Genomic DNA, 26,651 nt, shown 5'->3' with positions numbered 1-26,651 from the left:
CCAAGCGACAAGAACCGCTTGAGCCTGCAGCTTGCCACTTGCAGCTGGTAGCTGCTTTTCCTGGAGTTTGCCTTGCGTCTGTTTCACACCTCCGACTGGCACCTGGGCCAGAACCTCCATGGCCAGGAGCGCGACTTCGAACACGCCTGCTTCCTCGAGTGGCTGTTGCGCCAGCTCAAGCACGAGCAGCCGGACGCGCTGCTGATCGCCGGCGATATCTTCGACACCGTCAACCCACCGGTCAAAGCCCAGGAACGGCTGTACGACTTCATCGTCAGCGCCCACGAGCAGCAACCGGGCCTGAGCATCGTGATGATCGCCGGCAACCACGACTCCGGCTCGCGCATCGAACTGCCAGCGCCATTGATGCGGCGCCTGCGCGCCCATGCCCTGGGCCGGGTGCTGTGGCTCGATGACGGCCAGCTGGATGCCGGGCGCCTGCTGCTGCCGCTGACCGATGCCAGCGGCAAGGTCGCGGCCTGGTGCCTGGCCCTGCCCTTCCTGCGGCCGGCGGAAGTCACCGGCCGCCATTTGGGCGAGGACTACCTCAAGGGCATCGCCCAGGTCCATGAGTGGCTGATTGCCGCCGCCGAGGAACGCCGCCAGCCAGGCCAGGCGCTGATTGCCGTGAGCCACGCACACATGGCCGGCGGCGCGGTTTCCGAGGACTCCGAACGCAGCCTGGTGATCGGCAACGCCGAGGCCCTGCCGGCCAGCCTGTTCGGCCCGCAGATCAGCTACGTGGCCCTGGGGCACCTGCACAAGCCGCAGAAGGTCAACGGCGAGGAACGCATCCGCTACAGCGGCTCGCCGATCCCGCTGTCGTTCTCCGAGATCGACTACAAGCACCAGATCCTCGACATTCGCCTGGACGGTGAGCAGTTGCTCGGCGTCGAACCGCGGCTGATCCCCCGGGCCGTCAACCTGCAACGCCTGGGCCCGGCACCGCTGGGCGAGATCCTGGCCCAGCTCGGCGCCCTGCCGGACATCGACCTGCTGGCCGAGGAGCAGCGCCAGCCCTGGCTGGAAGTGCGCATACGCCTGGACGAACCGCAGCCGGACCTGCGCCAACAGGTGGAGAACGCCTTGCAAGGCAAGGCCGTGCGCCTGGTGCGGATCGCTGCCGAATACGCCGGTAGCGCCAGTGGCGACGGCGAGGACGGCATGGCCGGGCTGATCGAACTGGATCAACTGAGCCCCGAAGAACTGTTCCGCCGGGCCTGGCGCGATGCCTACGCCAATGAAGCGGATGAACAGACCCTCAAGGATTTCGCCCTGCTGTTGCAGGACGTCCAGCACGAAGGTGAGCAGCCATGAAGATCCTGGCCATCCGCCTGAAGAACCTGACCTCCCTGGCCGGCCCGTTCGAGATCGATTTCAGCGCCGAACCCCTGGCCAGCGCCGGCCTGTTCGCCATCACCGGCCCCACCGGCGCCGGCAAGAGCACCCTGCTCGACGCCTTGTGCCTGGCGCTGTTCGGCGCCGTGCCTCGGCTGAACAATGTCGCCAAGGAAAACAAGGTTCCTGAAATCGACAGCGATATCTCCACCGGCGACCCACGCACCCTGCTGCGCCGTGGCACCGGCAGCGGGTTCGCCGAAGTGGATTTTTTCGGCATTGACGGGCACCGCTACCGCGCCCGCTGGGAAACCAACCGCGCCCGCGACAAGGCCACGGGCAAGCTGCAAGCCAGCCGCCAGAGCCTCACCGATCTGGACAACAATCAATTGCTGGCCAGTAGCAAGCGCGATTACGAACAACTGATCGAATCCAAGCTGGGGCTCAACTTCGCCCAATTCACCCGGGCGGTGATGCTGGCCCAGAGCGAGTTCAGCGCCTTCCTCAAGGCCGACGACAAAGAGCGCAGCGAACTGCTGGAAAAGCTCACCAACACGGCAATCTACAGCCAGCTGGGCAAGCGCGCCTTCAGCAAGGCCAAGGAAGCCGACGAAACGCACAAGGCCCTCACCGCCCAGGCCAGCGGCGTTGCCCCGCTGCCAGCCGAGGAACGTGCCGAGCTGGACCAGCAGTTGGGTGCCGTCCGTGACCAGCTCAAGGCCCGGCAACTGCAACTCAAGCAGCTGGAGGCCCAGCACGGCTGGCTCAAGGAATTGCGCCAGTGGCAGGAGGCCCGGCACAGTGCCGCCGAGCAGTTGCAGGAAGCCGAGGCAGAGGCGCAGGTCCTGGCCCCCGAACGCCTGCGCCTGGAGCGCCTGGAGCAGTTGGCGCCGCAGCGCCATCAGTTCCTGCGCCAGGTCGAACTGAGCGCGACCCTCGCACCTCTGCAACGGCAGATCGAGCAGCAACAGGCGCAACAAGCGCAGTTGCGGCAGCAACAAGAACAACGACAGCAGCAGGTCCAGGACAGTAGCGCCAGCCTGGCCCAGGCCCAGGAGCAATCCAGCGCCAAGGCGCCGCTGCTGCGCGAAGCCTTTGCCGAACAAGGCAACCTGCAACGCCTGGAGCAGGAGCTGGCCCAGGCCACCCAGGCTCGGGAGCGCGCCGAGCAGGCCAACACCCAGGGCCAGCAGGACATCCAGCACTTGCAGGAACAGCAACGTCTGGTGGCCGAGCGCCTGGAACGGATCGCCGGGCAACTGCAGCACAGCGCCACCCTCGCGCCTCTGAGCGAAGCCTGGGATGCCTATCGCGGGCGCTTGCAACAGCTGGTGCAGATCGGTAATCGCCTGAACCAGGGCCAGGCGGAACTGCCGGGCCTTGAGCAGCGCGCCGAAACCGCCGCCCGCCAATTGGGCGAGCAGCGCTCGCAGTTGGAGCTGCTGTACCGCGAGGCCGGCGCCGAGCCCCAGGCCGTGGCGGAGCAGATCCAATTGCTGGGCACCCTGCTCCAGGACAACCGCAGGCAGCAACGCTCGTTCGAGGACCTGGCCCGGCTCTGGGCCCAGCAGCAGGAGCTGAACCTGCGTGCCCAGGCGCTGCTGGACAAGCAACAAACCGCGGCGACCCAGCGCGAGGAGCTGAACAAGATCGGGATCCAGGCCAAGGCCGAGCTGGTGGTGGCCGAGCAGACCCTGAGCGTGACCCAGGCCCTGCTGGAGCGCCAGCGCCTGGCCCGCAGCGCCAGCGTGGAAGAGTTGCGTGCGCAGCTGCAGGACGATCAACCATGCCCGGTATGCGGCAGTGTCGAGCACCCGTATCACCAACCCGAGGCCCTGTTGCAGAGCCTTGGGCGCCATGACGAAAACGAAGAAGCCGCCGCCCGGAAAGTCGTGGATGGGCTCAAGGAGCAACTGGCGGAACTGCGTGCCCAGGTCCAGGGCCTGATCGCCCAGCAGAAAGACCTGCTACAGCAACAGGAACAACTGGCCACCCAACAAGAGACCCTGGCCCCGAGCCTGCAAGCCCATCCCCTGGGCGCCCAGCTGCTGGACCAGGACCCGCCCCAGCGCGATGCCTGGCTGCAACGGCAGTTGGAGCAGTTGCAACAGAGCATCGGCCAGGACGAGCAGCGCCAGGACGCCCTGTTGACCCTGCAAAAGGATGCCGCACGCCTGCAAGGCCAGTTGCAGGCCGCCGTCGATGCCAGCCAGCAGGCCGCCCAGCACCTGGAGAAGCAGCGCGAGCAGCTGGACGCCGATCGCCAGCGCCTGGACGAAGAGCTCGGCGGCTTCAGCCAGTGGCTGCCCGGCGAGCTGCTCGACGGCTTGCGCCGTGACCCGGCGGCGAGCTTCATGCAGTTGGACCAGCAAGTGCTGCAACGCATCGAGCAACTGCGCGAACAGCAGGATGAAACCCAAGAACAGCAGCAGCGCCAGCTGGCCCTGGACAAGGAACAAGACCGCCAGCAGACCCGCCAGCAGCAATTGCACGACGCCCGGCAGCAGGCCGAGGCCCTGCACCAGCAGCAACAGGCGTGTCAGCAGCGGTTGGCCGAGTTGCTGGGAACCCACGACAGCGCCGAGCACTGGCAGCAGCAGCTGGAACAGGGCGTCGAGCAGGCCCGCATGGCCCAGGCCACGGCCCAGCAGCAAGCGCAGGAACTGCAACAGCAGCTGATCCAGCTGGCCGCCGAGCTCAAGGCCGGCCAGGAGCGCTGCCAGGCCCTGGAAGCCGAGCAGCAGCAACTGGCCGCCAGCATCGAGCAGTGGCGCGCCCAGCACCCGCAACTCGACGACGCCGGGCTGCAAGGGCTGCTGGAACTGGACGACAGCCAGGTCCGCCAACTGCGCGAGCGCCTGCAGGCCAACGACAAGGCCATCGAGCAGGCCCGGGTACTGCTCGAGGAGCGCCAGCAGCGCCTGGAGCAGCACCAGGCCCAGCACAACGGCAACCTGGAAGCCGAGGAGCTGGCCCAAGCCCTGGAAACCACTTCGCAACAAGCGCTGGCCGACGAACAGCAAGTGGCCGAGCTACGCGCCCGGCAGAGCGAAGACCAACGCCGCCAGGAGGCCAACCAGGCCCTGGGCCAGGGCATCGCCCAGGCGTACGAGCAATGGCAGCGCTGGGCTCGGCTCAGCGCCCTGATCGGTTCGGCCGAGGGCGACAAGTTCCGCAAGATCGCCCAGGCCTACAACCTCGACCTGCTGGTGCACCACGCCAACGCACAACTGCGCCAGCTGGTGCGGCGTTATCGCCTCAAGCGCGGCGGCAGCATGCTCGGCCTGCTGGTGCTGGACACCGAGATGGGCGACGAACTGCGCTCGGTGCATTCGCTGTCCGGCGGCGAGACCTTCCTGGTGTCCCTGGCGCTGGCCCTGGGGTTGGCGTCCATGGCCTCCAGCACCTTGAAGATCGAATCGCTGTTCATCGACGAAGGCTTCGGCAGCCTCGACCCCGAGTCGCTGCAACTGGCCATGGACGCCCTCGACGGCCTCCAGGCCCAGGGCCGCAAGGTCGGGGTGATCTCCCACGTGCAGGAGATGCACGAGCGCATCGCGGTGCAGATCCAGGTCAGCCGCCAGGGCAATGGACTAGGGTCTGTTGCTGTTTCGCCGCAAGCCGCGTTGCCGCGACAAATGGCGCCAGGCTAGGCGTGGGACGCAGGCAATGGTTGTTCCCTTGCCAAGTCCCGCAACGACGCATGGCGCCATTTGCCGCGCAACCCGAAGGGACGGGCCAGTTTTAGCGCGGTAAGTCGTTACTCGAACGCTCATTTGGACGGCCAAACCTCGCGTCTCGTGCCTAGCCCCGCGCTAAAACTGGCTCCGGCGCGGTCGCGGCGAAACAGCAACAGACCCTAAGCCACCTGGAGGTGAAATGAACGACGCCCAGGCCACCCTCTACTCGTTCCGTCGCTGTCCCTATGCCATGCGTGCCCGGCTGGCCCTGCGCTATGCCGGGGTGAGACCACGGATAATCGAAGTCAGCCTCAAGGCCAAGCCACCCGAAATGCTGGCGCTGTCGCCCAAGGGCACGGTGCCGGTGCTCAACGTCGGTGGGCAGGTGATCGATGAAAGCCTGCAGATCATGCTCTGGGCCCTGGAACACAATGACCCCGGGGACTGGCGCCTGCTGGGCGAGCCCCAGGCCCGGGCGCAGATGGCGGGGCTGATCGAGGAGAACGACCAGGTGTTCAAGGTCCACCTCAATCGCTACAAGTACGCCGAGCGTTACCCCGAAGCACCGATGGAGCATTACCGGGCCCAGGGCGAGCTGTTCCTGGCCCGCCTGGAGCGGCTACTGAGCCAGCAGCGCTATCTGCTGGGCGGCCATCCAAGCCTGGCGGACGCGGCCCTGCTGCCCTTCGTCCGCCAGTTCGCCCATGTCGACCGCGACTGGTTCGCCCAGGCGCCCTACCCGGCGCTGCAAGCCTGGTTGCAGGCCTGGCTGGAGTCCGAGCTGTTCAGCGCGATCATGGCCAAGCCCGCCTGACACCAAGTTGCGCTTGCCTGGCCGAACGCCGAGGGTCCTGCGGCCCCTGTCGCAGCCTCGCAAGCTCGGCAGCGGCTACACGCCCTGCGCAGCTACCACCAGGCGAAACCGGCAAAACTGCCGTGCTAAGGTTCAGCACCTGTCCTGCAACGGCGAGCCGCCATGTCCATCGTGATCCGTACCCATCCCCGCCTGACCTTCGGTGTCCTGGCCGGCTGCATCGCCGGCTTGCTGGTGCCGGCCCAGACCCTCACCGGCAAGATCCTCATCGGCTGGAACGTGGCGGTCTGGACCTACCTGGCGTTGATGTTCTGGCTCACGGTCCGGGCCCGGGCCGACCAGGTCAAGCGCATCGCCGAGGCCGAGGACGAAAACGCCGGGCTGGTGCTGCTGATCGTCTGCGTCGCCGCCATCGCCAGCCTGGTGGCCATCACCCTGGAACTGGTGGGCAGCAAGGACCTGGACACCACCCGACGCCTGCTGCACTACGGTTTCACCGGCCTGACGGTGATCGGCTCCTGGCTGCTGGTGGGGGTGATCTTCAGCGTCCACTACGCCCGCCTCTACTACACCTGGGACGGCCCGGAGCCGGCCCTGCGCTTCGCCGAGAACCTCAAGGATCCCGACTATTGGGACTTCCTGTACTTCTCCTTCACCATCGGCGTGGCCGTGCAGACCTCGGACGTCGGCGTGGCCACCCGCGAGCTACGCAGGATCGTCCTCGCCCAGTCGCTGATCGGCTTTTTGTTCAACACCGCGATCCTGGGCTTTTCCATCAATATCGCCGCCGGGCTGTTCAGCTGAACTGCACGAAACTTCTAGACGCCCGTCCAGCCCGGTCGTTGAATGCCCAGGTGAAATCCACCGGCAGCCCAGCATGAGTACGCACAACTGGATCGACCTGGCCCAGGACGCCGACACCGGCATCGAGACCCTGCGCGCTCATTTCACTGGCCACGCCTACGACCCGCACTGGCACGACAGCTACCTGGTGGGGGTCACCGAGCAAGGTGTACAGCAGTTCAACTGCCGTCGCACCCGGCACCAGAGCACACCCGGCAAGGTGTTTCTGCTCGAGCCCGGGGAAATCCACGACGGCGAGGCGCCCACCGCTGGTGGCTTCACCTACCGCATGCTGTACCTGGACCCGCAGTGGCTGACGCGCGAGCTGGGGGCGCTGTTCGCCGAAGCGCCGATCGATAGCCAACTGGGATTCGGCAGCACCCTGGCCTGCGATCCACGGCTGGCCCAGGCCACCAGCGCGGCATTTCACAGCCTGCACCACGGCGAATTGCGCATCGTGCGCCAGAGCGCCATGGATCGCCTGCTCGAGCAATTGACCGGGCACCTGCAGTGGCGCCAGCGCTATGGCCACGACCCGCGCCTGCCCCGGGTGGCGCAACGGGCTCGCGACTACCTGCACGCCCACCTCTACCAGGACCTGAGCCTGCAAGCCCTGAGCAGTGCCTGCGGCGTCGACCGTTTCCGCCTGAGCCGGGCCTTCAAGGCCGCCTTCGGCCTGCCGCCCCACGCCTATCTGGTGCAATTGCGCCTGAGCCGCGCCCGGCGCTTGCTGGCCGGCGGTGCTGCACCGGCCGAGGTGGCCAGCGCCCTGGGCTTTGCCGATCAGAGCCATCTCGGACGCTGGTTCATGCGGGCTTACGGCCTGAGCCCGGCGCTGTACCGCAAGCGCTGCACAAAGCTTCCAGACGCCTGAGGCGGGGGCCGCGAAGATCAGCCCTCCGATCTTCACTGGAGCTACCCATCATGTTGCCTGCCCTGACCAGCCTGCTGCCCTTCGTCATGTTCGCCATCGTCGCCTCCATCACCCCGGGGCCGACCAATCTCCTGGTACTGAGCAACAGTGCCCGCTATGGCCTGCGGGCCGCGCTGCCGATCATCTTCGGCGCTGGTGGTGCCGCTGCCGGCATGGTGTGGCTGGTGGGCGGCGGGCTGGGGGACAAACTGGCCCACCTGCCCGGAGTGCAACTGGCCATGCAAGTGGTCGGCCTGCTGTGGCTCTGCGGCCTGGCCTGGCAGATCTGGCACGCCCCGACCCACACCGCACACACCGCCGCGCAACGGCGCTTGGGGTTTCTCGGCGCGGCGGCCCTGCAAGTGGTGAACCCCAAGACCTGGCTGATGGCGTTGGCGGTGGTCAGCGTGTTCGCCGGGCCTGCGGACGATCGCCAGGGCCGTGTGCTGTGCCTGTCGCTGGTGTTCCTGCTCGTCGCCCTGCCCTGCCTGGGCGCCTGGGCCCTGCTGGGGGCCGGCTCGGCGCGCTGGCTGGGTTCGCCCCGGGCGATGCAGCGGTTCAACCGGGGCATGGCGCTGCTGTTACTGGCCGCCACCTGGCTGAGCCTGTGGGCCTGAACAACCTGCGGTCACTACAGGTCACAGGACCCCAGGCCAGTCGCCCGGGACCCGGGCCGGAATGCACCATTGGTCAGCCGGTAGCCGGATAGACGTTGATTTGCCCTCACGCCGCGCTTGACGGCGGAACCGATTCTGCGGTTTCCTGAAACCGGTTTCAGGCCAACCTCACAGATCCTGCGAACCGATAATTCCAAGAACAAGGTCATCGCCCGTGAATCAGTTTTCCGCCGCCCAGCGCAGCCGCGTCACCATGCTCGATGTCGCCCACCGTGCCGGGGTCTCCAAGGCCAGTGTGTCGCGCTTCATCGGCGAAGACCGCGCCCTGCTTTCCGACGCCATCGCCCTGCGCATCGAGCAAGCCATCAGCGAACTGGGCTATCGCCCGAACCAGATGGCCCGCGGCCTGAAGCGCGGGCGCACGCGCCTGATCGGCATGCTGGTGGCCGATATCCGCAACCCCTATTCGATTGCCGTGATGCACGGCGTGGAAACCGCCTGCCGCCTGCACGGCTACAGCCTGGTGGTGTGCAATACCGACCGCGACGACCAGCAGGAAGCCCGGCACCTGGCCAACCTGCGGGCCTACAACATCGAAGGCTTGATCGTGAACACCCTGGGCCACCACCTGGACCAATTGCAGCAATTGCAGGAGGAAATGCCCATGGTGCTGGTGGATCGCAAGCTGGCGCAGTTGCAGGCTGACCTCGTGGGCCTGGACAACCCGGCGGCGGTGCACCTTGCCATCGAACACCTGGAACAACAGGGCTACCGCGACCTGCTGCTGGTCAGCGAACCCCATGACGGCACCAGCTCGCGCCTGGAGCGCAGCACCAGCTTCCACGCCGAGATCGTCCGGCACCCGGCCCTGCGTGGCCAGGTGCTGGAAACCGGCGCCGGGCTCAATGCCGGCCTGCAGACCTTCCTCGACAGTCCGGGCGCCGGGCCCAAGGCGCTGTTCTGCGCCAATGGCGTGGCTGCCCTGGCAGCCACCAATGCCCTGCGCCAGCTTGATCGCCCCTTGTTCGGCGACCTGGGCCTGATCGCCCTCGATGATCTGGACTGGTACCCGCTGGTGGGCAACGGCATCACCGCCCTGGCCCAACCCACGGCGGCCATCGGCGCCAGCGCCTTCGAATGCCTGCTCAAGCGCCTGCGCGGCGATAGCGGCCCGGCCCGGGTAGTGGATTTCCCAGCGCAATTGATCGTCCGCGGCTCGACCTGCCAGGCCCGAGGATAAGACTGTGGAAGGCCGTACGAGCCTGGGTGCATCGCGTGTAGCCGCTGCCGCAGGCTACACATGGGCGCGCAGCGGCCACAAGGTGCAGCAAGCACAGGAACAGACAGCAACACGGCATTGACTCGAACAAAAATGAAACCGGTTTCAGAGGTAGGCAACATGACTAGATCACCCGTTTCCATCAGCCTGTCCAGCTACGGCGCGGACCTGGTGCGCCAGCACGGCCAGGGGTACTTCATCCCCCTGGTAGCCGCCGCCGGGGCGTCCTGCATCGAATGGCGCGAAGAACTGCTGACCGGCGAGCACCCCGCCGAACTGGCCCAGGACGCCCGTGAACACGGGCTGGACAGCGTGTACTCCTCGCCCCTGGAGCTGTGGCAGCCGGGGCGCAGCGAACCGGCGCCGGAGCTGTCCGCCACCTTGCAGCGGGCCCGGGAGTTCGGCGCCCGCCAGCTCAAGGTATCCCTCGGCCACTTCAATGAGCATCACGACCTGCGCTGCCTGGCCAGCCTGCTGTTCCGCCAGCCGCTGCAACTGCTGGTGGAGAACGACCAGACCGCCCACGGCGGGCGCATCGAGCCGTTCCAGCGGTTCTTCAGCGCCGTGGAAACCCTCAACCTGCCACTGCGCATGACTTTCGATATCGGCAACTGGCAATGGCAGGAGCAATCGGCGGTCAACGCCGCGCGCGTGCTGGGTCGGCATGTCGGCTACGTGCACTGCAAGGCGGTGCGCCAGCGGGTCGACGGCAAGCTGGTGGCGATACCGCCCGGCAGCCCGGAACTGCATCAGTGGGAACAACTGCTGCGGCACATGACCCAAGGTATTACCCGGGCCGTGGAATACCCGTTGCAGGGCGACGACCTGGTGCGGGTGACCGCGACCCAGGTCGAGCAATTGGCCCGCCTGGGCCAGTCGCGACTGGAGAACACCAATGCCTGAGATCGATATCCTGTCCTTTGGCGAGACCATGGCCATGTTCGTCGCCGAACACAGCGGCGACCTGGCCCAGGTCGAGCACTTCCACAAGCGCATCGCCGGTGCCGACAGCAACGTGGCCATCGGCCTGTCGCGCCTGGGCTTCAAGGTGGCCTGGCTGAGCCGGGTCGGCAACGACTCCCTGGGCCGCTTCGTGCTCGACACCCTCAAGGCCGAGGGCCTGGACTGCCGCTTTGTGCGTTGCGATCCGCTGCACCCGACCGGCTTCCAGCTCAAGTCCCGGGAAGAGACCGGCGATGATCCCCGGGTCGAGTACTTCCGTCGCGGCTCGGCGGCCAGCCACCTGAACATCAGCGACGTCGCCCCTGCGCTGCTGCGTGCCCGGCACCTGCACGCCACCGGGATTCCCCCGGCGCTGTCGGATGCGACCCGGGAACTGACCCACTACCTGATGCGCACCCAGCGCGCCGCCGGGCGCAGCGTGTCGTTCGATCCCAACCTGCGCCCAAGCCTGTGGGCCAGCGAAGCGTTGATGATCCGCGAGATCAACCGCCTGGCGGCCCTGGCCCACTGGGTGCTGCCGGGCCTGGGCGAAGGCCGGCTGCTGACCGGCTACGAGGATCCGGCGGACATCGCCGCCTTCTACCTGGACCAGGGCGCCGAGGCAGTGGTGATCAAGCTCGGCGCCCATGGCGCCTACTACCGCACCCAACTGGATGCCGGCTTCGTCGACGCCGTACCGGTGCCCCAGGTGGTGGACACCGTGGGCGCTGGCGATGCCTTCGCCGTGGGCCTGGTCAGCGCCCTGCTGGAAAGCTGCGGCATGGTCGAGGCGGTGCAGCGGGCCAACTGGAGCGGCAGCCGCGCGGTGCAGAGCCGCGGCGACATGGAGGGCCTGCCCTACCGCCATGAACTGCCCGCCGACCGGCCATGCCTGGCGGCCGCGCTCTAGAGCCGGCCGGCCTCGAGGCCAAGAACCCAACAACCACCTGTTGCGACAAGAACAACAAGCTCAGGAGAACTGCCATGGATACGCTCAAACTCGCCGCCCGCCGTTGGTGGTACATCATGCCCATCGTCTTCATCACCTACAGCCTGGCCTACCTGGACCGTGCCAACTACGGCTTCGCCGCCGCCTCGGGAATGGCCGCCGACCTGAACATCACCCCCGGGCTGTCGTCGCTGCTGGGCGCACTGTTCTTCCTCGGCTATTTCTTCTTCCAGGTGCCGGGGGCGATCTACGCACAGCGGCGCAGCGTGAAGAAGCTGATCTTCGTCAGCCTGATCCTCTGGGGCGGCCTGGCCACCCTCACCGGCATCGTCGCCAATGCCTACATGCTGATCGCCATCCGCTTCATGCTCGGCGTGGTGGAGGCCGCGGTGATGCCGGCGATGCTGGTCTACCTGTGCCACTGGTTCACCCGGGCCGAACGCTCGCGGGCCAATACCTTCCTGATCCTTGGCAACCCGGTGACCATGCTGTGGATGTCGGTGGTTTCGGGTTACCTGGTGGAGCACTTCAGCTGGCGCTGGATGTTCATCATCGAAGGCCTGCCGGCGGTGCTCTGGGCCTTCATCTGGTGGCGCCTGGCCGATGATCGGCCGAGCCAGGCCAAGTGGCTGGGCGAGCAGGAAAAACAAGACCTGGAGAACGCCCTGGCCGCCGAGCAGCAAGGCATCAAGGCGGTGAAGAACTACGCCGAAGCCTTCCGCTCGCCCAAGGTGATCATCCTGGCCTTGCAGTTCTTCTGCTGGAGTATCGGCGTCTATGGCTTCGTTCTCTGGCTGCCATCGATCCTCAAGCATGGCGCGCAGATGGACATGGTCGAAGCCGGCTGGCTCTCGGCCCTGCCGTACCTGGCGGCAGTGATCGCCATGCTCGGGGTGTCCTGGGGGTCGGACCGGACCCAGAAGCGCAAGCGCTTCGTCTGGCCACCGCTGCTGGTGGCCGCTTTCGCCTTCTATGGCTCGTACCTGCTGGGGGCCGAGCATTTCTGGTGGTCCTACGGCCTGCTGGTGATCGCCGGGGCCTGCATGTACGCGCCCTATGGGCCGTTCTTCGCCATCGTCCCGGAGATCCTGCCGGCCAACGTCGCCGGCGGCGCCATGGCGCTGATCAACAGCATGGGCGCCCTGGGCTCGTTCGGCGGCTCCTACCTGGTGGGCTACCTGAACAGCGCCACCGGTTCGCCGGCGGCCTCCTACCTGCTGATGAGCGGCGCGCTGCTGCTGTCGGTGCTGCTCACCCTGTTGCTCAAGCCCGGCGCCAGCACGCCGCAGGCCAAACCCCTGGCGCTGCGCCGGCGCCTGGCCCATTCCTGAATCGCCACAGAGACTTCCATGAAAAAACATCTGCTGCTGTACAAGAAACTCTCGCCGTCGCTGATGGCACGCCTGCAGGAACAACTCACCGTGACCCTGGTCGAGGACTTGGCCGGCGCCGGCCTGGAGCAACTGCGTGAAGCCCTGCCCGAGGCCCATGGCCTGCTGGGCGCCAGCCTGCGCCTGGATGCGGCATTGCTGGACCTGGCGCCCCGGCTGGAAGCCGTGGCCAGCGTCTCGGTGGGGGTCGACAACTACGACATCGACTACCTGACCCGGCGCGGCATCCTGCTCAGCAACACCCCGGACGTGCTTACCGAGACCACCGCCGACACCGGCTTCGCGTTGATCCTGGCCAGTGCCCGGCGCGTGGTGGAGCTGGCCGGCATGATTCGAGCCGGCCAGTGGAACCACAGCATCGGCGCGGCGCACTTTGGCAGCGACGTACACGGCAAGACCCTGGGCATCATCGGCATGGGCCGTATCGGCGAGGCCCTGGCCCAGCGTGGGCACTTCGGCTTCGGCATGCCGGTGATCTACCACAGCAACCACCCCAAGCCGGCCGTGGAGCAACGCTTCGGTGCCCGCTATCGCAGCCTCGACGAACTGCTGCAAGAGGCCGACTTCATCTGCCTGACCCTGCCGCTCACTCCTCAGACCCAGGGCCTGATCGGCGCCCGGGAGTTCGCCCTGATGCGCCCCGAAAGCATCTTCATCAATATTTCCCGGGGCAAGGTGGTGGACGAGGCGGCGTTGATCCAAGCGCTACAGGAACGGCGCATTCGCGGCGCTGGGCTGGACGTGTTCGAACGAGAGCCGCTGGATCATCACTCGCCGCTGCTGCAACTGTCCAACGTGGTGGCCACCCCGCATATCGGCTCGGCCACCTTCGAAACCCGTGAGGCCATGGCGCGCTGCGCGGTGGACAATATCCTCGCTGCCCTGGCCGGCGATCGCCCGGCGAACCTGGTCAACCCGGCGGCCTGGAACCGCCAATAACTCAGTGCCCCCTGCGCCAGCGGCTACACCAATACGTCGCTGCGCAGCCTCTATAGCCGCTGCCGAGCCTGCGAAGCTGCGCCAAGGTCCGCAGGACCTTCCAGCAATCGCCCCCCCTGCGACAACGACTGCGCTAGAAACAAAAAGGCCCGCGAGCGCAAGGTTCGCGAGCATGTTGCTCAACGAAACCTTGCGCCGGCGGGCCGGCTTGGCTGGCGTTCAGGCCAGGCGCGCTACGCCAGTTTCTTCTGCGGCTCCAGGGCGAAGCGACGGGCCAGGAATGGCGTGATATCCAGTGGCAGCGCCTCCTCGTGCACCAGCTTGTCCAGCAACACCCCGGTGATCGCCGAGGTCAGGATGCCGGTGCGGAAGTGCCCGCAGGCGTTGAGGTAACCCTGGATCCCGTCCATCGGCCCGAGGATCGGCAGCTCATCCGGCGAACCGGGACGCAGCCCCGCCCAGCAGCGCTTGAGGTTGACCTGGGCCAGCTCGGGAATGCAGCGCACCGCGCCCTGCACCAGGCCGTTGATCTCCGGATAGGTGGTGGTCACGTCGAAACCCTTGTCCTCGGTGGTGCTGCCGATGAGGATCTCGCCGTTGTCCTTCTGCGCCATGTAGCAGTCGCTGGTGGTCAGGCAACCGTTGAGCAGCTTGGGCATGCGCTCGGTCAGGAGGATCTGGCCCTTGACCGGCTTGACCGGGATCTCCATCCCCGTGGCCTGCAGGCTCAGTTCCGCAGCCCAGGCGCCGGCGGCGTTGATCAGGGTCGAGCAATGGAACACCCCGGCCTCGGCGGTCTGCACGCCAGTGACCCGGTTGCCCTGGTGCAAGACACCGGTGACGTTGGTGTTGAAGAACACGTCGACGCCATTCTGCCGGGCGCCCTCGGTGTAGGCGTCGGTGAGGCGGAACGGGTTGACCTGATGGTCGCAGAGGAACTCCAGGGCGCCCTGGGCCTCATGGCTGATACTCGGCTCGGAGGCGCGCAGGGCTGCCTGGTCGAGCCAGCGCACCTGCTCCGAAAGATGCGGGATGCAGCCGACGATATGCTCGGCGTACAGCCGGTCTTCATCGTCGTAGATGACGAACTTGAGCCCGGTGTGCTCGAACTTGAAGTCCATGCCATGCAGGCCGATCAGCTCGCGGTGCAGGCGCGGGTACAGCTCGTTGGACTGCAGGGCGAAGTCGAAGAACGACTGCGGCAGGATGTGCGGCGTGCTGGAGTCCACCACCACCGCCGAGCCCTGGGCCTCGCGCTTGCGGTTGGCCGACATCATGCGAAAGAAGATTACCCCGCAACCCAGGCCCACCGATTCGCCGATGGCCCACAGGCCGCCGGCCGAGGCACGGCTGGCATTGCCCGGGCGCTTGGAGTCGATCAAGGCCACCTTCAGGCCCTTGCGCTTGGACAGCTGATAGGCGCAGGACGCCCCGATCACGCCGCCACCGGCGATTACCACGTCATAGTGCTTAGTCATGCTTGGAGACCTCCTGGTCGGCCGGCGCAAAGGCGGAGAATGGAATCGGATCCAGCGGGAAGCGCGGGCGAATCCAGCCCACATCCTTGCGCCCGGTGGCCTGGCGCAGGCGGTCGCTGCAATAGCCCACGCACATCCGCCCCTGGCAGTCGCCCATGCTCACCCGGGTGCGCATCTTCAGGCTGGCCATGTCCTCGACGCCCTGGGCCAGGGCCCGTTCGATATCGTTGCGAGTGGTGTGCTCGCAACGGCAGATCACGGTGTCGCCCTTGGGCAGTTCTATCTGTCCGACACCACGTGCGGTGTAGCGGTCCACCGCACCGCGAAAACGCAGGATCGAGGCCAGCTTGCGCTCGTAGCCCTGGCGCCGGCGCAGGGCCGCTTCGTTGCTCAACACATCGCGCTGCATCAGGATCGACAACGCTGCGATACGGCCACTGAGCATCGCCGCTTCACCACCACGGATGCCGCCCATGTCGCCGGCCAGGTGGATGTGCGGCTCGCTGCTCTGCTGCCAGACGTTGGCGTTGGCCCGCAGGTAGCCGTCGTCGCTGAAGCTGTGCTCCAGGCCCATCTGCTGGCTGAGCTGGGTGCGCGGAATGAAGCCGTAGCCGATGGCCAGGGTCTGGGCGGCGATGCGCTGGGCCTGGGACATGTCCGGCTGCCAGTCGCTGGAATACGGGGCCACGGTCACTACGCTGAGGGCATCCTGGCCCTGGGCCTCGACCACGCCCCAGCCATAGCGCAGGGCGATGCCGTGCATCTTCAGGTAGGCCAGCATGCTCAAGCCATCGAGGAACAACTGTGGCTTGTTGAGCAGGGCCAGGCTCTGCTTGGCGATCTTGCTCAGGGCACTGGCCTCGTAGACTCCGGCCACTCGCACGCCTGCGGCATGCAGCTGGCAGGCCACCAGGGGCAGCAGCGGGCCGGTGCCGGCGATCACCACCGGGCTCTGGGGCTTGACCACCCCGCTCTTGATCTGCAATTGCAGGCCACCGAGCAGCTTGACCCCGGGCAGGGTCCAGCCGGGGAACGGCACGCTGCGTTCGTGGCAGCCAGCGGCCAGCACCAGTTGCCCGTAGGGCACTTCCTGCACTTGTTCCTCGCCATCGAGCAGCATCAGGCTATGGCTGCCTTCGGCGCCGATCACCCGGCTGTTGAGGCGCACGTCGATCATCTGTTCATGGTCGCCGAAGTCGCCGTGCAGCTTGGCCAGCATCTCGCTGTAGCGCGGCCCCAGGTAATCCAGCTGTACGCCATCGCGCAGTGGCCCGCGATAGACCACCCCGCCCAGGCGCGAAGCCTCTTCGATCAGGGTGCTGTGCACGCCGTGCTCGGCCAACTCGATGGCCGCTGCCATGCCCGCCGGGCCACCGCCGACGATTAGCGGATTCTGGCTCATAGGCTGGGCTCCGTTTCATTGATGCGGTTGGTCAGGGTCTGCACCTGCATGCCTGGCTTGACCAGGGTCTGGCAGGCCCGGCGCTTGTGCCGGCCATCGATCTGCACCAGGCAGCAATGGCACACGCCCATGCCGCAGTAGGCACCCACCAATTGCCCATGGTCGTTGCGGGCCACCTGGCGCAGGCCGGTGGCCTGGATGACGCTGAGGACGGTCTCGCCCAGCGCGGCGGTGACCGGCTGGCCATTGAGGCTGATGGTCATGTCCGCATGCTGCAGCGGCTGAATATCGAAGTTGCGGTCTATCTGACGCATTGCGGTTCATCCGTGAAGAAGTGAAAGGCGGTTGCCGGCATCCTGCCGTCCGGGTCCCGGCGCGGGGACGTGGCAACGTCACGGTTCCGGAGACTCTGCCAGAACCAGGCGCGGGCCAATCTAGTCGGTTTGTCGGACACGAGTATTGACTTGGGCCAAGCAAATGCCCGTGCAACGTCATGAAAATGCCGCCAGTGTCCCGACGTCTCGGGCCAGGGGCAAAAAAAACCGCTGCGGGCACAGGCCGGCAGCGGTTCACAGTGGCATCAACGCGCGGGCATCAATGCATGAACAGGGCAATCAGGATGATTACCGGGATAGGTACGCCGAGGAACCACAAGAGTAATGAGCGCATGGGGGATATCTCCTGATCAATGGGTGGCAACGGGCGCTGTGGTACGTGGCTGGAGGTCGGTCTCGACCCAGACCACCGCGTCCCGACGACGGCCGCCGTATAGCGCGGCCAGGCTGGCGAAGAAAGCGCCGCACAGTAGTGCGATGAACATCCACAGCGAGGACCATGCAGCGACCTTGGCAGCGGTATCGGCTGCCTCCTTGGCCGCTTGCTTGGCCTGTTCCACGGCCTGGTGGGCCTTGGCGAACACTTCATCGACCCGCCGCTCGGCCTCGGCCTGGCCGAGGTTGGTACGCTGGGCCACCAGTTGCGCAAGGTAGGCCCGGTCCTCGGTAGCCAACTGACCATCGTTGCCCAGGGTTCGCACGAAGATGCGCGACACGGTGCCCCGGGCCGCATCGTCACTCACTGCCACCGGGCGATCATCGCGAAACAGACTGTCGACGAAGTAGCCATAATCCTCCCGGGAGCCCTGGCTGGCCGCCTGACCGGCCACTTGGGTCGCCGCTCCTGCAACGCCGCCGGCCAACTGCGCACCAGCCTGCAGGCCGCCGCCAACCAGGCTGCCAACGGTGCCTACCAGCAACGTCGCGGTGACCAGGGTCGCCACGGCCCAGGCCAGGAAGCCATGGGCGGTGTCGCGAAAATACACTTCGTCACCGTGCAGGTTGGCCCATTTCACCCGCAAGCGCCCGGCCAGGTAGCCGCCCAGGGCCGCAGCGACAATCTGCGTCAGAGCCAACCAGACGATGCTGGAGATACCCAGGCCCTTGGCGCCCAGGCCACTGCCGGTCCAGGGCGACACCGAGGAGAACCCCAGGCCCAGGCCCAGAAGCAAGAGGATCAACGACAGGGCCGCAGCCGCCGCGGCGCCGGCGAAGATCGCCGACCATGACACCCCCGAGCCATGGCTGGAGACATCGGTGGTAGCAAGCAGGTGTTCAGAAGGTCTGTTCATTGTTGTTCTGCTCCTGGCAGATGAAGGTGACGAAGCAAGTCTCGATCAGAGGATTGCAGTCGTCATGCCAGTTGCACGAAACCAATGAATGCTTTGTTTTTCAGTAGGTTGCAGCGCGATCAAAACGCCAGGGGCCGGGCAGATTGCCCACTGGATCGGTTGTCCGGCGGGCGTTCTGCACGGTCAGGCTCAAGCCTTGGCGCGGACGTAGTAGTACAGGTCGCGCCCCTTGAGCCAGGCAAAGCGGCCCAGCAAGGCGATGATCCAGTAACCCAGCAGGAACTGGCCGATGCTGGTTCCAGGCCAGGGCCCCAGGATCATCAGCAGGATGCACATCGGCAGGCAGGCCCAGGCGCCAAAGCGCAGGCCGAAGAGCATCAAGAGGCCCGGGATCACGGCGGTCAGCGGCGTCAGCAGGAGGATCTTGACGCCCGTGGTCACCAACAGGCTCCAGGCATAATGCGGCACGGCGCCGACCAGGGCGATGGCCGCGGGTAATGCCAGCAGGATCTGGCTCAGGCTGTTGAGCACCAGGCTCACCAGCAGCAGCCAGCCCAGGCGTTTGAAACGGGAGGTCTTGTTCATCGTCGATAGTCTGGAATGGAAGGATCCGGCGCCGGCTTGGCTAGCGCCGCTTGTAGCTTTTATTGCCAGTAGGCGTCAGGCAATAGACTCCGCCCCTGAGCCCGGTGCAGAAGCTGCCGGAGCCGCAACTGCAACCCTCGGCGTCGCGCAGCAACGGTTGCGCCCGAGGGCTGGGTGCAGGTTCGCCGAACATCAGCGCGCAGTTTTTCTTCGAGGCGCTGATGGAGCCGTCGCGGCACAGGAACAACTCGCCATCGCAGCCGGCGATGCCGCCCTTGCGCCCGGAACAGGGCTGGTTGCCCGCCAGCGCAACGCTGCTGCCCAGCAAAAGGAGCAGGCCCAGGCACAGCAATGAAGCGGATTTGCTGCGCATTTGGATCACCCTGCCCATGCTCATGCCTCCTGGCAAAAAAGTGGCCAGATGATATCAGCGTTCTGGCCCAGTGACGCTGGATTTCACTGGCCATGATGGGGTGAGTGCGATAGATGAAAGTTTTTTTAGAATCCAGGCTGCGGTTTCTTGGCAGAATGCCCTCCTGTGCCATGAACCCTTGCAACAGGTGCTCCGCCCATGACCCGCATTCTGACCATTGAAGACGACGCCGTGACGGCCCGGGAAATCGTCGCTGAACTGAGCAGCCACGGCCTGGACGTTGACTGGGTGGACAACGGCCGCGAAGGCCTGGTGCGCGCCGTCAGCGGCGACTACGACCTGATCACCCTGGACCGCATGCTGCCCGAGCTGGACGGCCTGGCCATCGTCACCACCCTGCGCACCATCGGCGTGTCGACGCCGATCCTGATGATCAGCGCCCTGTCCGATGTCGACGAGCGCGTGCGCGGCCTGCGCGCCGGCGGCGACGACTACCTGACCAAGCCCTTCGCCTCCGACGAGATGGCGGCCCGGGTCGAGGTGCTGCTGCGGCGCAAGAACACGGTCAAGGATTTCGACACCAGCCTGCGGGTGGCGGACCTGGAGCTGAACCTGATCAGCCGCGAGGCGACCCGCGCCGAGCAACTGCTGAGCCTGCTGCCCACCGAATACAAGCTGCTGGAGTTCCTGATGCGCAACACCGGGCAGATCCTCTCGCGGATGATGATCTTCGAGGAGGTCTGGGGTTATCACTTCGACCCCGGGACCAACCTGATCGACGTGCACATCGGCCGCCTGCGCAAGAAGATCGACCCACCCGGCATGGCCCCGCTGATCCGTACCGTGCGAGGCTCGGGTTATGTCATCGCTGAACCCCTCTAAGGGCTGGCGCTCCTCCAGCAGCCGCCTGCTGGCGCTCTACAGTTCGCTGTTCGTGGCCTGGAGCTGCATCCTCATGGGGGTGCTGTATTACGAGGTCTCCAACTACCTGGACAGCCTGGCCAAGCATTCGCTGATGCAGCGCCAGCATCTGTTCGCCCGCTTCGAGGGCGAGCAGTTGGTGGAGGCCCTGGCCACCAGCATGACCTTCGACATGCGCGCCATCGACGCCTACGGCCTGTTCGACGCCCAGCGCCGGCCACTGAGCGGGCCGATCCGCGAGATCCCCGAGGACCTGCCCCTGGATGGCCAGATCCACGAGTTGAAGAACTGCATCGACTCCGACGACCCGAGCCTGCCCCGGGACAGTTGCGATGCAGTGGCCACCCTGACCCGCGACGGCCGCTGGCTGGTGCTGGTGCGCGACAACGGCTCGCTGTTCGCGGTGACCCGCATCATCCTCCACGCTCTGCTCTGGGGGATATCCCTGACCATCATTCCCGGCGCGGCCGGCTGGCACCTGCTGCGGCGCCGGCCGTTGCGGCGCATCCGGCAGATCCAGGCCAGTGCCGACGCTATCGTCGCCGGCGACCTGACCCGGCGCCTGCCGCTGTCCAATCGGCGCGACGAGTTGGACATGCTGGCGGCCATCGTCAACGCCATGCTCGAGCGCATCGAGCGGCTGATGCATGAGGTCAAGGGTGTGTGCGACAACATCGCCCACGATCTGCGCACCCCATTGACCCGCCTGCGGGCCCAGCTCTATCGCCTGCAACAGCAGGCCGAGGAAGGCTCGCCCCAGGCGTTGCAGATGGACCAGTTGCTGGCGGAAGCCGACACCCTGATGGCGCGCTTTCGCGGGTTGCTGCGGATCTCGGAACTGGAAGACCGTCGGCGCCGTTCGGGTTTTCTCGAACTCGATCCTTTGCCGCTGCTGCAAGAGCTGCATGACTTCTACCTGCCCCTGGCCGAGGAAGGCCGCCTGAGCCTGGTGCTGGAGGTGCCGCCAAGCCTGCCGCGCATGGTCGGCGACCGGGCGCTGCTGTTCGAGGCACTGGCCAACCTGTTGAGCAACTCGATCAAGTTCACCCCGCCGGGTGGCGAGGTGATCCTGCGTGGCCTGGACGACGGCGGCAGCCCGCGCCTGGAAGTACTCGACTCCGGCCCCGGGATTCCCCCGGCGGAGCGCGCCGCGGTGTTCCGGCGCTTCTACCGGGTCGACGAAAACAACGCCCAGGGCGGCTTTGGCCTGGGCCTGTCGATCGTCGCGGCGATCGTCGACCTGCACGGCTTCAAGCTCGACGTCGGCACCAGCGAACGCGGCGGCGCCTGCCTGAGCCTGGACTGCCACCCCAACCTGATCACCGAATAGCCGCTGCGCGCCCATGCGCAGCCTGCGGCAGCGGCTACACACAGCGATCTACGCCAATCAGGCCCGGGGCAATTTCCAGCCGTAGTGCACCGAGAGCATGCGCAGGGCGAAACACGCACTGCCGGCCAACCAGGCGCAGGCCATGGGCGCCAGCCCCAGGCGTCGGGCGAGGATCAGGGTGGCAGCGCCGATGAAGGCCGAGCTGGCGTACAAATCCACCTGCAAAACCAGGGGAATGCGCGCCAGCACGATGTCGCGGATCACCCCGCCACCGACCCCGGTCACGGTGCCCATCAGGGTCGCCACGAACGACGAGATGCCGACGTTCAGGGCCTTCTGCGTGCCGGCCACGGCAAACAGCCCCAGCCCCGCCGCATCCAGCAGGATCAGCAACGGCTCGGAAATCCCCAGCACCCCTTCATGGAACACGAAGGCCAGCCCGCCCATCACCAGGGCCAGGGCCGGATAGCGCCAGTCGGCCACCGCCTTGGGCGGGCTGGCGCCGATCAACAGGTCACGGGTGACGCCACCGCCGAGGGCGACGATAAAGGCGATCACCATCACCCCCAACAGATCGAGCTGGGCGCGCATGGCGCTGATCGCGCCTTCCACGGCGAACACCGCGGTACCGGCCAGATCCGCCACCAGGACGATATTGTCCAAACGACCGGGCACACCCTGGACCCGGGCGTTCACGGTTCACCACGATCGGAGTAGGGAAAGACTGCGGGCATGGGGCCGACTCGCAAGGCCGGCCGCGAGCGCGGCCAGCGACCCTTTGCTTATAGTCCAGCGCCGGCGGCGCCGCCATCGAGAAGGCTCAGGGCGTCAGGTCGATGCGCCCCAGGGAGTTGCTGTCCAGCTCATAGAGCAGTTCGTCGATCATCTTCGCCACATCGGCCTCGCTGCGCAGGGCCTTGAGGCTGAGCCCGCTGGCCACCAGGTCGACCCGGCCGCTGTGGGGCTCGAACACCCGCAGGGTCAGGGTGCCGTCGCCCGCCGTGGTGAAGCTGCAAGCCAGTGGCGCCAGGCGCTGTTCGATACAAGCCCGTAGCTGCGCCTGGGTAATCACCCCCGGCACCTCAGCGACGCCGCAGCAACAGGCCGGCCAGCAGGCCGACACCCGCCAACAACGCCACGCTGGCCAACGGACGCTCCCGGGCCCAACGCAAGCCCCGGTCCAGCACCTCGCCGTAGTGCTCCTGCAACTGGCCCGCCGCTTCCCGGGCCATGCCTCGCGCTTGCATCGGCTCATCGTCCAGCAGTTCGCCCACCATCGTCTGGGCCTTGCCTGCCGCCTTGTCCATCTTGCCCTTGAGCTGTTCGCTAGCCATGTCGATTGTCCTTTCGCTGTGGTTGATCGGGCGCCAGGCTCCAGCAACGGACCTGCGCACACTCACAGCCTAAGAACCCGTAACGCCTGGCAAAAGGCGCATATGCACTAGCCGCACTAGTGCATGCGCACCAGCTCAGCGCGGCCCGCCCACCAGGGCACCAGCGAACAACCCGCGCTCGCGGGCCCAGACGATGGCCTCGCCACGGCTGTGCACGCCAAGCTTGGAATACAGGGTCGCCACGTGGTTACGCACGGTATTGAGGGCCAGTTGCAACTGGGCGGCGATCTCCTTGTCCGCCAGGCCCTGGTAGATCAACCCCAGTACTTCACGCTCGCGGGCGGTCAGGTCGGCCGAGGACGTGCCCGGGGCGCCGGGGCCACGGCTGTTGCGGACATTGGCGAGTTTTTCGATCAGGGTCTGGCTGAACCAGGAAGCGTCGCGCATCACCTCCTCGATAGCGCCCACCAGCTCCAGTTCGGAACGCTTGCGATCGCTGATATCCATCAGTACCAGCAGGTAGCTGGGCTGGTCCTGGATCACCACGGTGTCGGCGTAGGCCACGCAGTCGATCAGCTCGGCGCCCTTCTTGCGCACCTTGAGGTCCTGGCCCATGACGTGGCCGCTCTTCTCCAGCTGGCTGAACAACTGCCGGGCCGCCGCCTGCTCGGCGATGAAACCGATGCTGTCGAGGGTCTTGCCTAGCAGTTCCTCGCTGCTGTAGCCGCAGGTGTTGAGGAAGGCTTCGTTGACGTCGACGATCTGCTGCTCGGCGCTGCACACCAGGGTCGGCACCGGGGTCAGGCGGAACGAGCGGGCGAAGCGCTCCTCGCTCTGGCGCAGGGCGACCTCGGCCTTGCGCCGCGGCTCCAGGTCCATGAAGGAAAACAGCATGCAGTCTTCGTCGTTGATATCCAGGGGCTGGCCGGCGACGATCACCAGCTTGCTGCCGCCCTCGGGCAAGCGCAGCTCGGCCTGCATCTGCGGAATGGTCGCGCCCTGCCCCAGGCGCTCGATGGCCAGGTCCTTGTGCTCGGCGTCCTCCAGCACATCCAGCTCATACACCGAACGGCCGATCACCTGGTCCCGGGCGTAGCCGGTCATTTCCAGGAAGCCCTGGTTGACCTTGATGTAGCGCAGGTCGCTGAGGCGGCAGATCACCGCCGGCGCCGGGTTGGCGCTGAAGGTCTTCTCGAAGCGCTGCTCGGCGCTGGCTCAGTCGGTGGCATCGCTGAGAATCAGCACCAGCGATTCCGGGGCGCCGCCGCGGTCGCTGAGGATCATGCTGCGCACCCGGTGCACCCAGTGCCTGGCTTCACCCTCGATCTCGGCCTGGACCTCCACCACCACATCGCTGAAGGTCTCGCCGGCGGCCACCCGGCTGATGGGGTAGCTGTCCAGGGCCAGGGGATGGTTGTTGCGATAGCGCAAGGCATAACGCTTGGCGTATTCCCGGGCATTGGCGCCCAGCTGGCTGACTTCGCTGACCCCGTGCATGGCCAGGGCCGCCTCGTTGGCCCAGAGCAGGCTCCTGGCCTTGTCGGTCTCGATCAGGATCACCCCGTCGGACAGTCCCGAGATGATCTGCTGCAATTGGCGGCGATTGGTTTCGGTGGCAAGTACGGCCTGGCTCATGGCATCTCCTGAAGGCCACGGCAATGGCCGGGCAAGGGACAAGGGCAACTGCCATTACGACCACGGGCCGGCGCCATCGTGCCCCGGCATTGCGCCCTGGCACTCTGGCCCTGGCACGCAGGCTCGGAGTAAGCTGCGCGCCCCCGGACCTGGCAAGGAGCGCAGCATGATCACCATCCGTGAAGCCGAACACCGCGATCTCGAAGCATTGCAGACCATAGGCCGCGCCACCTACCGCGAGCATTTCGCCTCGATCTGGAGCGCCGAGGGTATGCAGCGTTTTCTCGACCAGGACTTCGCGCCCCAGGCGCTGGAGCAATCCCTGGCCGCCCGGCACCAGCATCTGTGGCTGCTGGCCCTGGACGCGCAGCAGGTGCCCATCGGGTTCGCCAAACTCAACTGGAACCGGCCCATGCCCGGCAGCGGCAAGGTCGGGGCCGAGTTGCAGAAGATCTACCTGCTCAAGTCCCAGGCCGGCCAGGGCCATGGCCGGGTGCTGCTGGACCACGTGCTGCAACGGGCCAGCCAGGGCGGCGCGCGCTGCCTGTGGCTGGACGTGCTCAAGAGCAACGCCGGCGCCCGGCGCTTCTATGAAAGCGCCGGCCTGCGCCAGGTCGGCGAAGTACCCTTCAGCACCGACCTGGAACAGATCGGCATGTGGGTCATGGCCTGCGACCTGCCCACCCCCACCTTGTAACCGCTGCTGAGCCCGCGAAGCTGCGCCAAGGTCCGCAGGGCCTTCCAGCCAACGCCCGGCCAACCACCCTCTGGCGGCCGCTACGCGCCCGTGCACAGCCTGCGGCAGCGGCTACACGAGACGATATCTAGCGGCTTACAGACCCAGGGCCTTGAGCCGGCGGTACAGGGTGCGTTCGCTCAGGCCCAGGGCCTTGGCCAGTTCGGCGCGCGAGCCGTCGAACACTTCCAGGGCGTGGGCCAGTTGCTCCAGGTCCTTGCCGCCGCGACGCCGGGCCACCGGGGCCGCAGGCTGGGAACTGCGCAGCTCCGGCGGCAGGTCCTGCAGGCGGATCACCCCGTCGTCGCTGAACAACCGCGCCCGCTCCAGGATATTGCGCAACTCGCGGATATTGCCCGGGAAGGCGTACAGCCGCAGTTGCTCCAGGGCCGGCGGATCGAGCCGCAACATCGCCCCCGGATCGAGCCGGCGCAACAGGCTGTCGACCAGCAGCGGCAGGTCGTCGCTGCGCTCGCGCAGGGCCGGCAGGCGGATCGGGAAGGCGCTGATGCGGTAGTACAAGTCCTGGCGGAAGGTGCCGGCCGCGACCATTTCCTTGAGCGGCTTGTGGGTCGCGGCCACCAGGCGAAAGTCCGAATGCACGGTGCGCAGGCTGCCCACCGGACGAAAACTGCCGGACTCGATCAACCGCAACAGCTTGACCTGCATCGCCAGCGGCACCTCGCCGATTTCATCGAGGAACAGCGTGCCGCCATGGGCCGCTTCGGCCAGGCCGATCTTGCGTTGCAGGGCCCCGGTGAAGGCGCCCTTCTCGTAACCGAACAGCTCGCTTTCCAGCAGGCTCTCGGTCAGGCCGGTGCAGTCCACCACCACCAGCGGTCCAGCGGCCCTTGGGCTGCCGTCATGCAGGGCGCGGGCGAACAACTCCTTGCCGGTGCCGGACTCGCCTTGCAGCAGCACCGGGATCGGCGCCGGCGCCGCCCGCTGCAGGGCGCCAAGGGCTTCATTGAATGCCGGCGAGCGCCCCACCAGGCCATGTTGCTGCGGCTGCACCGAGGCCACCGCCACCGAACTCAGGCGCTCGACATAGGCCACCACCGCCCCGCTGGCATCGATGATCGGCCGCAACTCCACATCCACGTGCTCCGGCCCGCGCGGGGTGTGGTGGATGTGCAGCATGCGTTCCGGCACCCGGCTGTCGTGGGCCTTGCGCATCGGGCAGTGCTCGCCGGCCTGGTCGCACGGCACCGCGAACTGGTGGGACACCCGGTAGCACTTGGCGCCCACATGGGGCTTGCCGGCCACGCCGAACTGGCGCTGGTAGGCCGCGTTGGCGGCAATGATGTTGTAGTCGGTGTCCAGCACTATGCTCGGTTGAGGATCGTGCTCCAGGTAGGACACCAGGGCAGACATCCGCGAATTGGCAAGGTCGGTGGCGATCAGGGACATGACAGGCTCCAGGGCAATGGCGAAAGCTTAAAGCAAGGCGCCCGTCACTGCCATTTTCTGCCACTCAATGCCAACTTACTGCCACTTCCGGGTGACAGTCACCCCGCCCAAAGCC

At 66.5% G+C, this 26,651-nt stretch carries 24 protein-coding genes and 1 pseudogene; 14 read left to right on the top strand and 11 right to left on the bottom strand.

The window, feature by feature from the left end; genetic code table 11:
• The first annotated feature begins 72 nt into the window (after positions 1–72).
• From C4K40_RS13240 to C4K40_RS13185, 11 genes are all read left to right on the top strand, one after another.
• Complete coding sequence (locus C4K40_RS13240) at positions 73–1,317, top strand: exonuclease SbcCD subunit D C-terminal domain-containing protein (RefSeq protein WP_053129015.1); 1,245 nt, start codon at positions 73–75, stop codon at positions 1,315–1,317.
• A complete protein-coding gene (locus tag C4K40_RS13235; protein ID WP_053129012.1) occupies positions 1,314–4,991 on the top strand; it encodes an AAA family ATPase in 3,678 nt (1,225 codons plus the stop codon). Before C4K40_RS13240 ends, C4K40_RS13235 begins: the two co-directional genes overlap by 4 nt.
• Positions 4,992–5,217: 226 nt before the next feature.
• Entirely contained in the window at positions 5,218–5,832 is a 615-nt protein-coding gene (locus C4K40_RS13225; RefSeq protein ID WP_053129009.1) for a glutathione S-transferase, read from the top strand.
• 162 nt (positions 5,833–5,994) lie between these two features.
• A complete protein-coding gene (locus C4K40_RS13220; protein ID WP_053129007.1) occupies positions 5,995–6,636 on the top strand; it encodes a DUF1345 domain-containing protein in 642 nt (213 codons plus the stop codon).
• A gap of 73 nt (positions 6,637–6,709) precedes the next feature.
• Positions 6,710–7,549: an AraC family transcriptional regulator gene (locus tag C4K40_RS13215; RefSeq protein ID WP_053129004.1), complete on the top strand. Its 840-nt coding sequence runs from the start codon at positions 6,710–6,712 to the stop codon at positions 7,547–7,549.
• A 50-nt stretch (positions 7,550–7,599) separates the two neighbouring features.
• Positions 7,600–8,205 carry a LysE family translocator gene (locus C4K40_RS13210; protein ID WP_053129001.1) on the top strand — a complete coding sequence of 202 codons (606 nt, stop codon included), beginning with the start codon at positions 7,600–7,602 and terminating at the stop codon, positions 8,203–8,205.
• 214 nt (positions 8,206–8,419) lie between these two features.
• Positions 8,420–9,445 (top strand): LacI family DNA-binding transcriptional regulator, encoded by a 1,026-nt coding sequence (locus C4K40_RS13205; protein WP_053128999.1) that lies wholly within the window; start codon positions 8,420–8,422, stop codon positions 9,443–9,445.
• Between the two features lie 159 nt (positions 9,446–9,604).
• On the top strand, positions 9,605–10,387 hold the full coding sequence (locus C4K40_RS13200) for a sugar phosphate isomerase/epimerase (RefSeq protein ID WP_053128996.1): 783 nt from the start codon (positions 9,605–9,607) through the stop codon (positions 10,385–10,387).
• Positions 10,380–11,336, top strand: coding sequence for a sugar kinase (locus tag C4K40_RS13195; protein ID WP_053128993.1), 957 nt, complete (start codon positions 10,380–10,382; stop codon positions 11,334–11,336). The genes C4K40_RS13200 and C4K40_RS13195 overlap by 8 nt, the downstream gene beginning before the upstream one ends.
• A gap of 74 nt (positions 11,337–11,410) precedes the next feature.
• Positions 11,411–12,706 carry an MFS transporter gene (locus C4K40_RS13190; protein WP_053128990.1) on the top strand — a complete coding sequence of 432 codons (1,296 nt, stop codon included), beginning with the start codon at positions 11,411–11,413 and terminating at the stop codon, positions 12,704–12,706.
• A gap of 18 nt (positions 12,707–12,724) precedes the next feature.
• On the top strand, positions 12,725–13,705 hold the full coding sequence (locus C4K40_RS13185) for a D-glycerate dehydrogenase (protein WP_053128987.1): 981 nt from the start codon (positions 12,725–12,727) through the stop codon (positions 13,703–13,705).
• A 233-nt stretch (positions 13,706–13,938) separates the two neighbouring features.
• On the opposite strand, the gene hcnC is transcribed toward C4K40_RS13185, so the two are convergent.
• The 6 genes from hcnC to C4K40_RS13155 form a co-directional block, all read right to left on the bottom strand.
• Complete coding sequence (gene hcnC, locus C4K40_RS13180) at positions 13,939–15,183, bottom strand: cyanide-forming glycine dehydrogenase subunit HcnC (protein ID WP_053128984.1); 1,245 nt, start codon at positions 15,181–15,183, stop codon at positions 13,939–13,941.
• Entirely contained in the window at positions 15,176–16,585 is a 1,410-nt protein-coding gene (gene hcnB, locus C4K40_RS13175) for a cyanide-forming glycine dehydrogenase subunit HcnB (RefSeq protein ID WP_053128981.1), read from the bottom strand. The genes hcnC and hcnB overlap by 8 nt, the downstream gene beginning before the upstream one ends.
• Complete coding sequence (hcnA, locus tag C4K40_RS13170; RefSeq protein ID WP_053128978.1) at positions 16,582–16,899, bottom strand: cyanide-forming glycine dehydrogenase subunit HcnA; 318 nt, start codon at positions 16,897–16,899, stop codon at positions 16,582–16,584. Before hcnA ends, hcnB begins: the two co-directional genes overlap by 4 nt.
• Positions 16,900–17,270: 371 nt before the next feature.
• On the bottom strand, positions 17,271–18,212 hold the full coding sequence (locus C4K40_RS13165) for a hypothetical protein (protein WP_053128975.1): 942 nt from the start codon (positions 18,210–18,212) through the stop codon (positions 17,271–17,273).
• Between the two features lie 189 nt (positions 18,213–18,401).
• On the bottom strand, positions 18,402–18,797 hold the full coding sequence (locus C4K40_RS13160) for a hypothetical protein (protein WP_053128972.1): 396 nt from the start codon (positions 18,795–18,797) through the stop codon (positions 18,402–18,404).
• Positions 18,798–18,837: 40 nt separating this feature from the next.
• Positions 18,838–19,170, bottom strand: a complete 333-nt coding sequence (locus C4K40_RS13155; RefSeq protein WP_124421310.1) for a hypothetical protein — start codon at positions 19,168–19,170, stop codon at positions 18,838–18,840.
• A 198-nt stretch (positions 19,171–19,368) separates the two neighbouring features.
• Between C4K40_RS13155 and C4K40_RS13150 the strand changes: the two genes are divergently transcribed.
• Both C4K40_RS13150 and C4K40_RS13145 read left to right on the top strand, forming a co-directional pair.
• Complete coding sequence (locus C4K40_RS13150) at positions 19,369–20,052, top strand: response regulator transcription factor (protein ID WP_053128966.1); 684 nt, start codon at positions 19,369–19,371, stop codon at positions 20,050–20,052.
• Positions 20,030–21,421: a HAMP domain-containing sensor histidine kinase gene (locus tag C4K40_RS13145; RefSeq protein WP_053128963.1), complete on the top strand. Its 1,392-nt coding sequence runs from the start codon at positions 20,030–20,032 to the stop codon at positions 21,419–21,421. The genes C4K40_RS13150 and C4K40_RS13145 overlap by 23 nt, the downstream gene beginning before the upstream one ends.
• 57 nt (positions 21,422–21,478) lie before the next feature.
• Here C4K40_RS13145 and C4K40_RS13140 read toward each other — a convergent pair whose 3' ends face one another.
• The 4 genes and pseudogenes from C4K40_RS13140 to C4K40_RS13125 all read right to left on the bottom strand — a co-directional run bounded on the left by C4K40_RS13140 (position 21,479) and on the right by C4K40_RS13125 (position 24,390).
• The gene (locus C4K40_RS13140; protein WP_256223755.1) at positions 21,479–22,084 is read right to left on the bottom strand and encodes a trimeric intracellular cation channel family protein; all 606 of its coding nucleotides are present in this window, start codon (positions 22,082–22,084) and stop codon (positions 21,479–21,481) included.
• A 157-nt stretch (positions 22,085–22,241) separates the two neighbouring features.
• Positions 22,242–22,493 carry a DUF1652 domain-containing protein gene (locus C4K40_RS13135; RefSeq protein WP_371263394.1) on the bottom strand — a complete coding sequence of 84 codons (252 nt, stop codon included), beginning with the start codon at positions 22,491–22,493 and terminating at the stop codon, positions 22,242–22,244.
• A gap of 10 nt (positions 22,494–22,503) precedes the next feature.
• Positions 22,504–22,755, bottom strand: coding sequence for a CsbD family protein (locus C4K40_RS13130; RefSeq protein ID WP_053128956.1), 252 nt, complete (start codon positions 22,753–22,755; stop codon positions 22,504–22,506).
• A 135-nt stretch (positions 22,756–22,890) separates the two neighbouring features.
• Positions 22,891–24,390 (bottom strand): annotated as a pseudogene (locus tag C4K40_RS13125) (PAS domain S-box protein).
• A gap of 166 nt (positions 24,391–24,556) precedes the next feature.
• Here C4K40_RS13125 and C4K40_RS13120 point away from each other — a divergent pair.
• Entirely contained in the window at positions 24,557–25,087 is a 531-nt protein-coding gene (locus C4K40_RS13120; protein WP_053128953.1) for a GNAT family N-acetyltransferase, read from the top strand.
• A gap of 135 nt (positions 25,088–25,222) precedes the next feature.
• Here the strand turns inward: C4K40_RS13120 and C4K40_RS13115 are convergent, their stop codons facing one another.
• Positions 25,223–26,536 (bottom strand): sigma-54-dependent Fis family transcriptional regulator, encoded by a 1,314-nt coding sequence (locus C4K40_RS13115; protein WP_053128949.1) that lies wholly within the window; start codon positions 26,534–26,536, stop codon positions 25,223–25,225.
• Positions 26,537–26,651: the final 115 nt, after the last annotated feature.

This window comes from Pseudomonas sp. CMR5c, assembly GCF_003850545.1.
Taxonomy (GTDB): domain Bacteria; phylum Pseudomonadota; class Gammaproteobacteria; order Pseudomonadales; family Pseudomonadaceae; genus Aquipseudomonas; species Aquipseudomonas piscis.
The sequence above is the reverse complement of the archived record's forward strand: the minus strand, read 5'-3'. Positions and strand labels throughout refer to the sequence as shown.

Excerpts from the sequence above, each read along its gene's own strand:
- C4K40_RS13235 (WP_053129012.1), top strand. The coding sequence starts at position 1,314 with ATGAAGATCCTGGCCATCCGCCTGAAGAACCTGACCTCCCTGGCCGGC.
- C4K40_RS13225 (WP_053129009.1), top strand. The coding sequence starts at position 5,218 with ATGAACGACGCCCAGGCCACCCTCTACTCGTTCCGTCGCTGTCCCTAT.
- C4K40_RS13220 (WP_053129007.1), top strand. The coding sequence starts at position 5,995 with ATGTCCATCGTGATCCGTACCCATCCCCGCCTGACCTTCGGTGTCCTG.
- C4K40_RS13215 (WP_053129004.1), top strand. The coding sequence starts at position 6,710 with ATGAGTACGCACAACTGGATCGACCTGGCCCAGGACGCCGACACCGGC.
- C4K40_RS13210 (WP_053129001.1), top strand. The coding sequence starts at position 7,600 with ATGTTGCCTGCCCTGACCAGCCTGCTGCCCTTCGTCATGTTCGCCATC.
- C4K40_RS13200 (WP_053128996.1), top strand. The coding sequence starts at position 9,605 with ATGACTAGATCACCCGTTTCCATCAGCCTGTCCAGCTACGGCGCGGAC.
- C4K40_RS13195 (WP_053128993.1), top strand. The coding sequence starts at position 10,380 with ATGCCTGAGATCGATATCCTGTCCTTTGGCGAGACCATGGCCATGTTC.
- C4K40_RS13190 (WP_053128990.1), top strand. The coding sequence starts at position 11,411 with ATGGATACGCTCAAACTCGCCGCCCGCCGTTGGTGGTACATCATGCCC.
- C4K40_RS13185 (WP_053128987.1), top strand. The coding sequence starts at position 12,725 with ATGAAAAAACATCTGCTGCTGTACAAGAAACTCTCGCCGTCGCTGATG.
- hcnC (WP_053128984.1), bottom strand. The coding sequence starts at position 15,183 with ATGACTAAGCACTATGACGTGGTAATCGCCGGTGGCGGCGTGATCGGG.
- hcnB (WP_053128981.1), bottom strand. The coding sequence starts at position 16,585 with ATGAGCCAGAATCCGCTAATCGTCGGCGGTGGCCCGGCGGGCATGGCA.
- hcnA (WP_053128978.1), bottom strand. The coding sequence starts at position 16,899 with ATGCGTCAGATAGACCGCAACTTCGATATTCAGCCGCTGCAGCATGCG.
- C4K40_RS13165 (WP_053128975.1), bottom strand. The coding sequence starts at position 18,212 with ATGAACAGACCTTCTGAACACCTGCTTGCTACCACCGATGTCTCCAGC.
- C4K40_RS13160 (WP_053128972.1), bottom strand. The coding sequence starts at position 18,797 with ATGAACAAGACCTCCCGTTTCAAACGCCTGGGCTGGCTGCTGCTGGTG.
- C4K40_RS13155 (WP_124421310.1), bottom strand. The coding sequence starts at position 19,170 with ATGCGCAGCAAATCCGCTTCATTGCTGTGCCTGGGCCTGCTCCTTTTG.
- C4K40_RS13150 (WP_053128966.1), top strand. The coding sequence starts at position 19,369 with ATGACCCGCATTCTGACCATTGAAGACGACGCCGTGACGGCCCGGGAA.
- C4K40_RS13145 (WP_053128963.1), top strand. The coding sequence starts at position 20,030 with ATGTCATCGCTGAACCCCTCTAAGGGCTGGCGCTCCTCCAGCAGCCGC.
- C4K40_RS13130 (WP_053128956.1), bottom strand. The coding sequence starts at position 22,755 with ATGGCTAGCGAACAGCTCAAGGGCAAGATGGACAAGGCGGCAGGCAAG.
- C4K40_RS13120 (WP_053128953.1), top strand. The coding sequence starts at position 24,557 with ATGATCACCATCCGTGAAGCCGAACACCGCGATCTCGAAGCATTGCAG.
- C4K40_RS13115 (WP_053128949.1), bottom strand. The coding sequence starts at position 26,536 with ATGTCCCTGATCGCCACCGACCTTGCCAATTCGCGGATGTCTGCCCTG.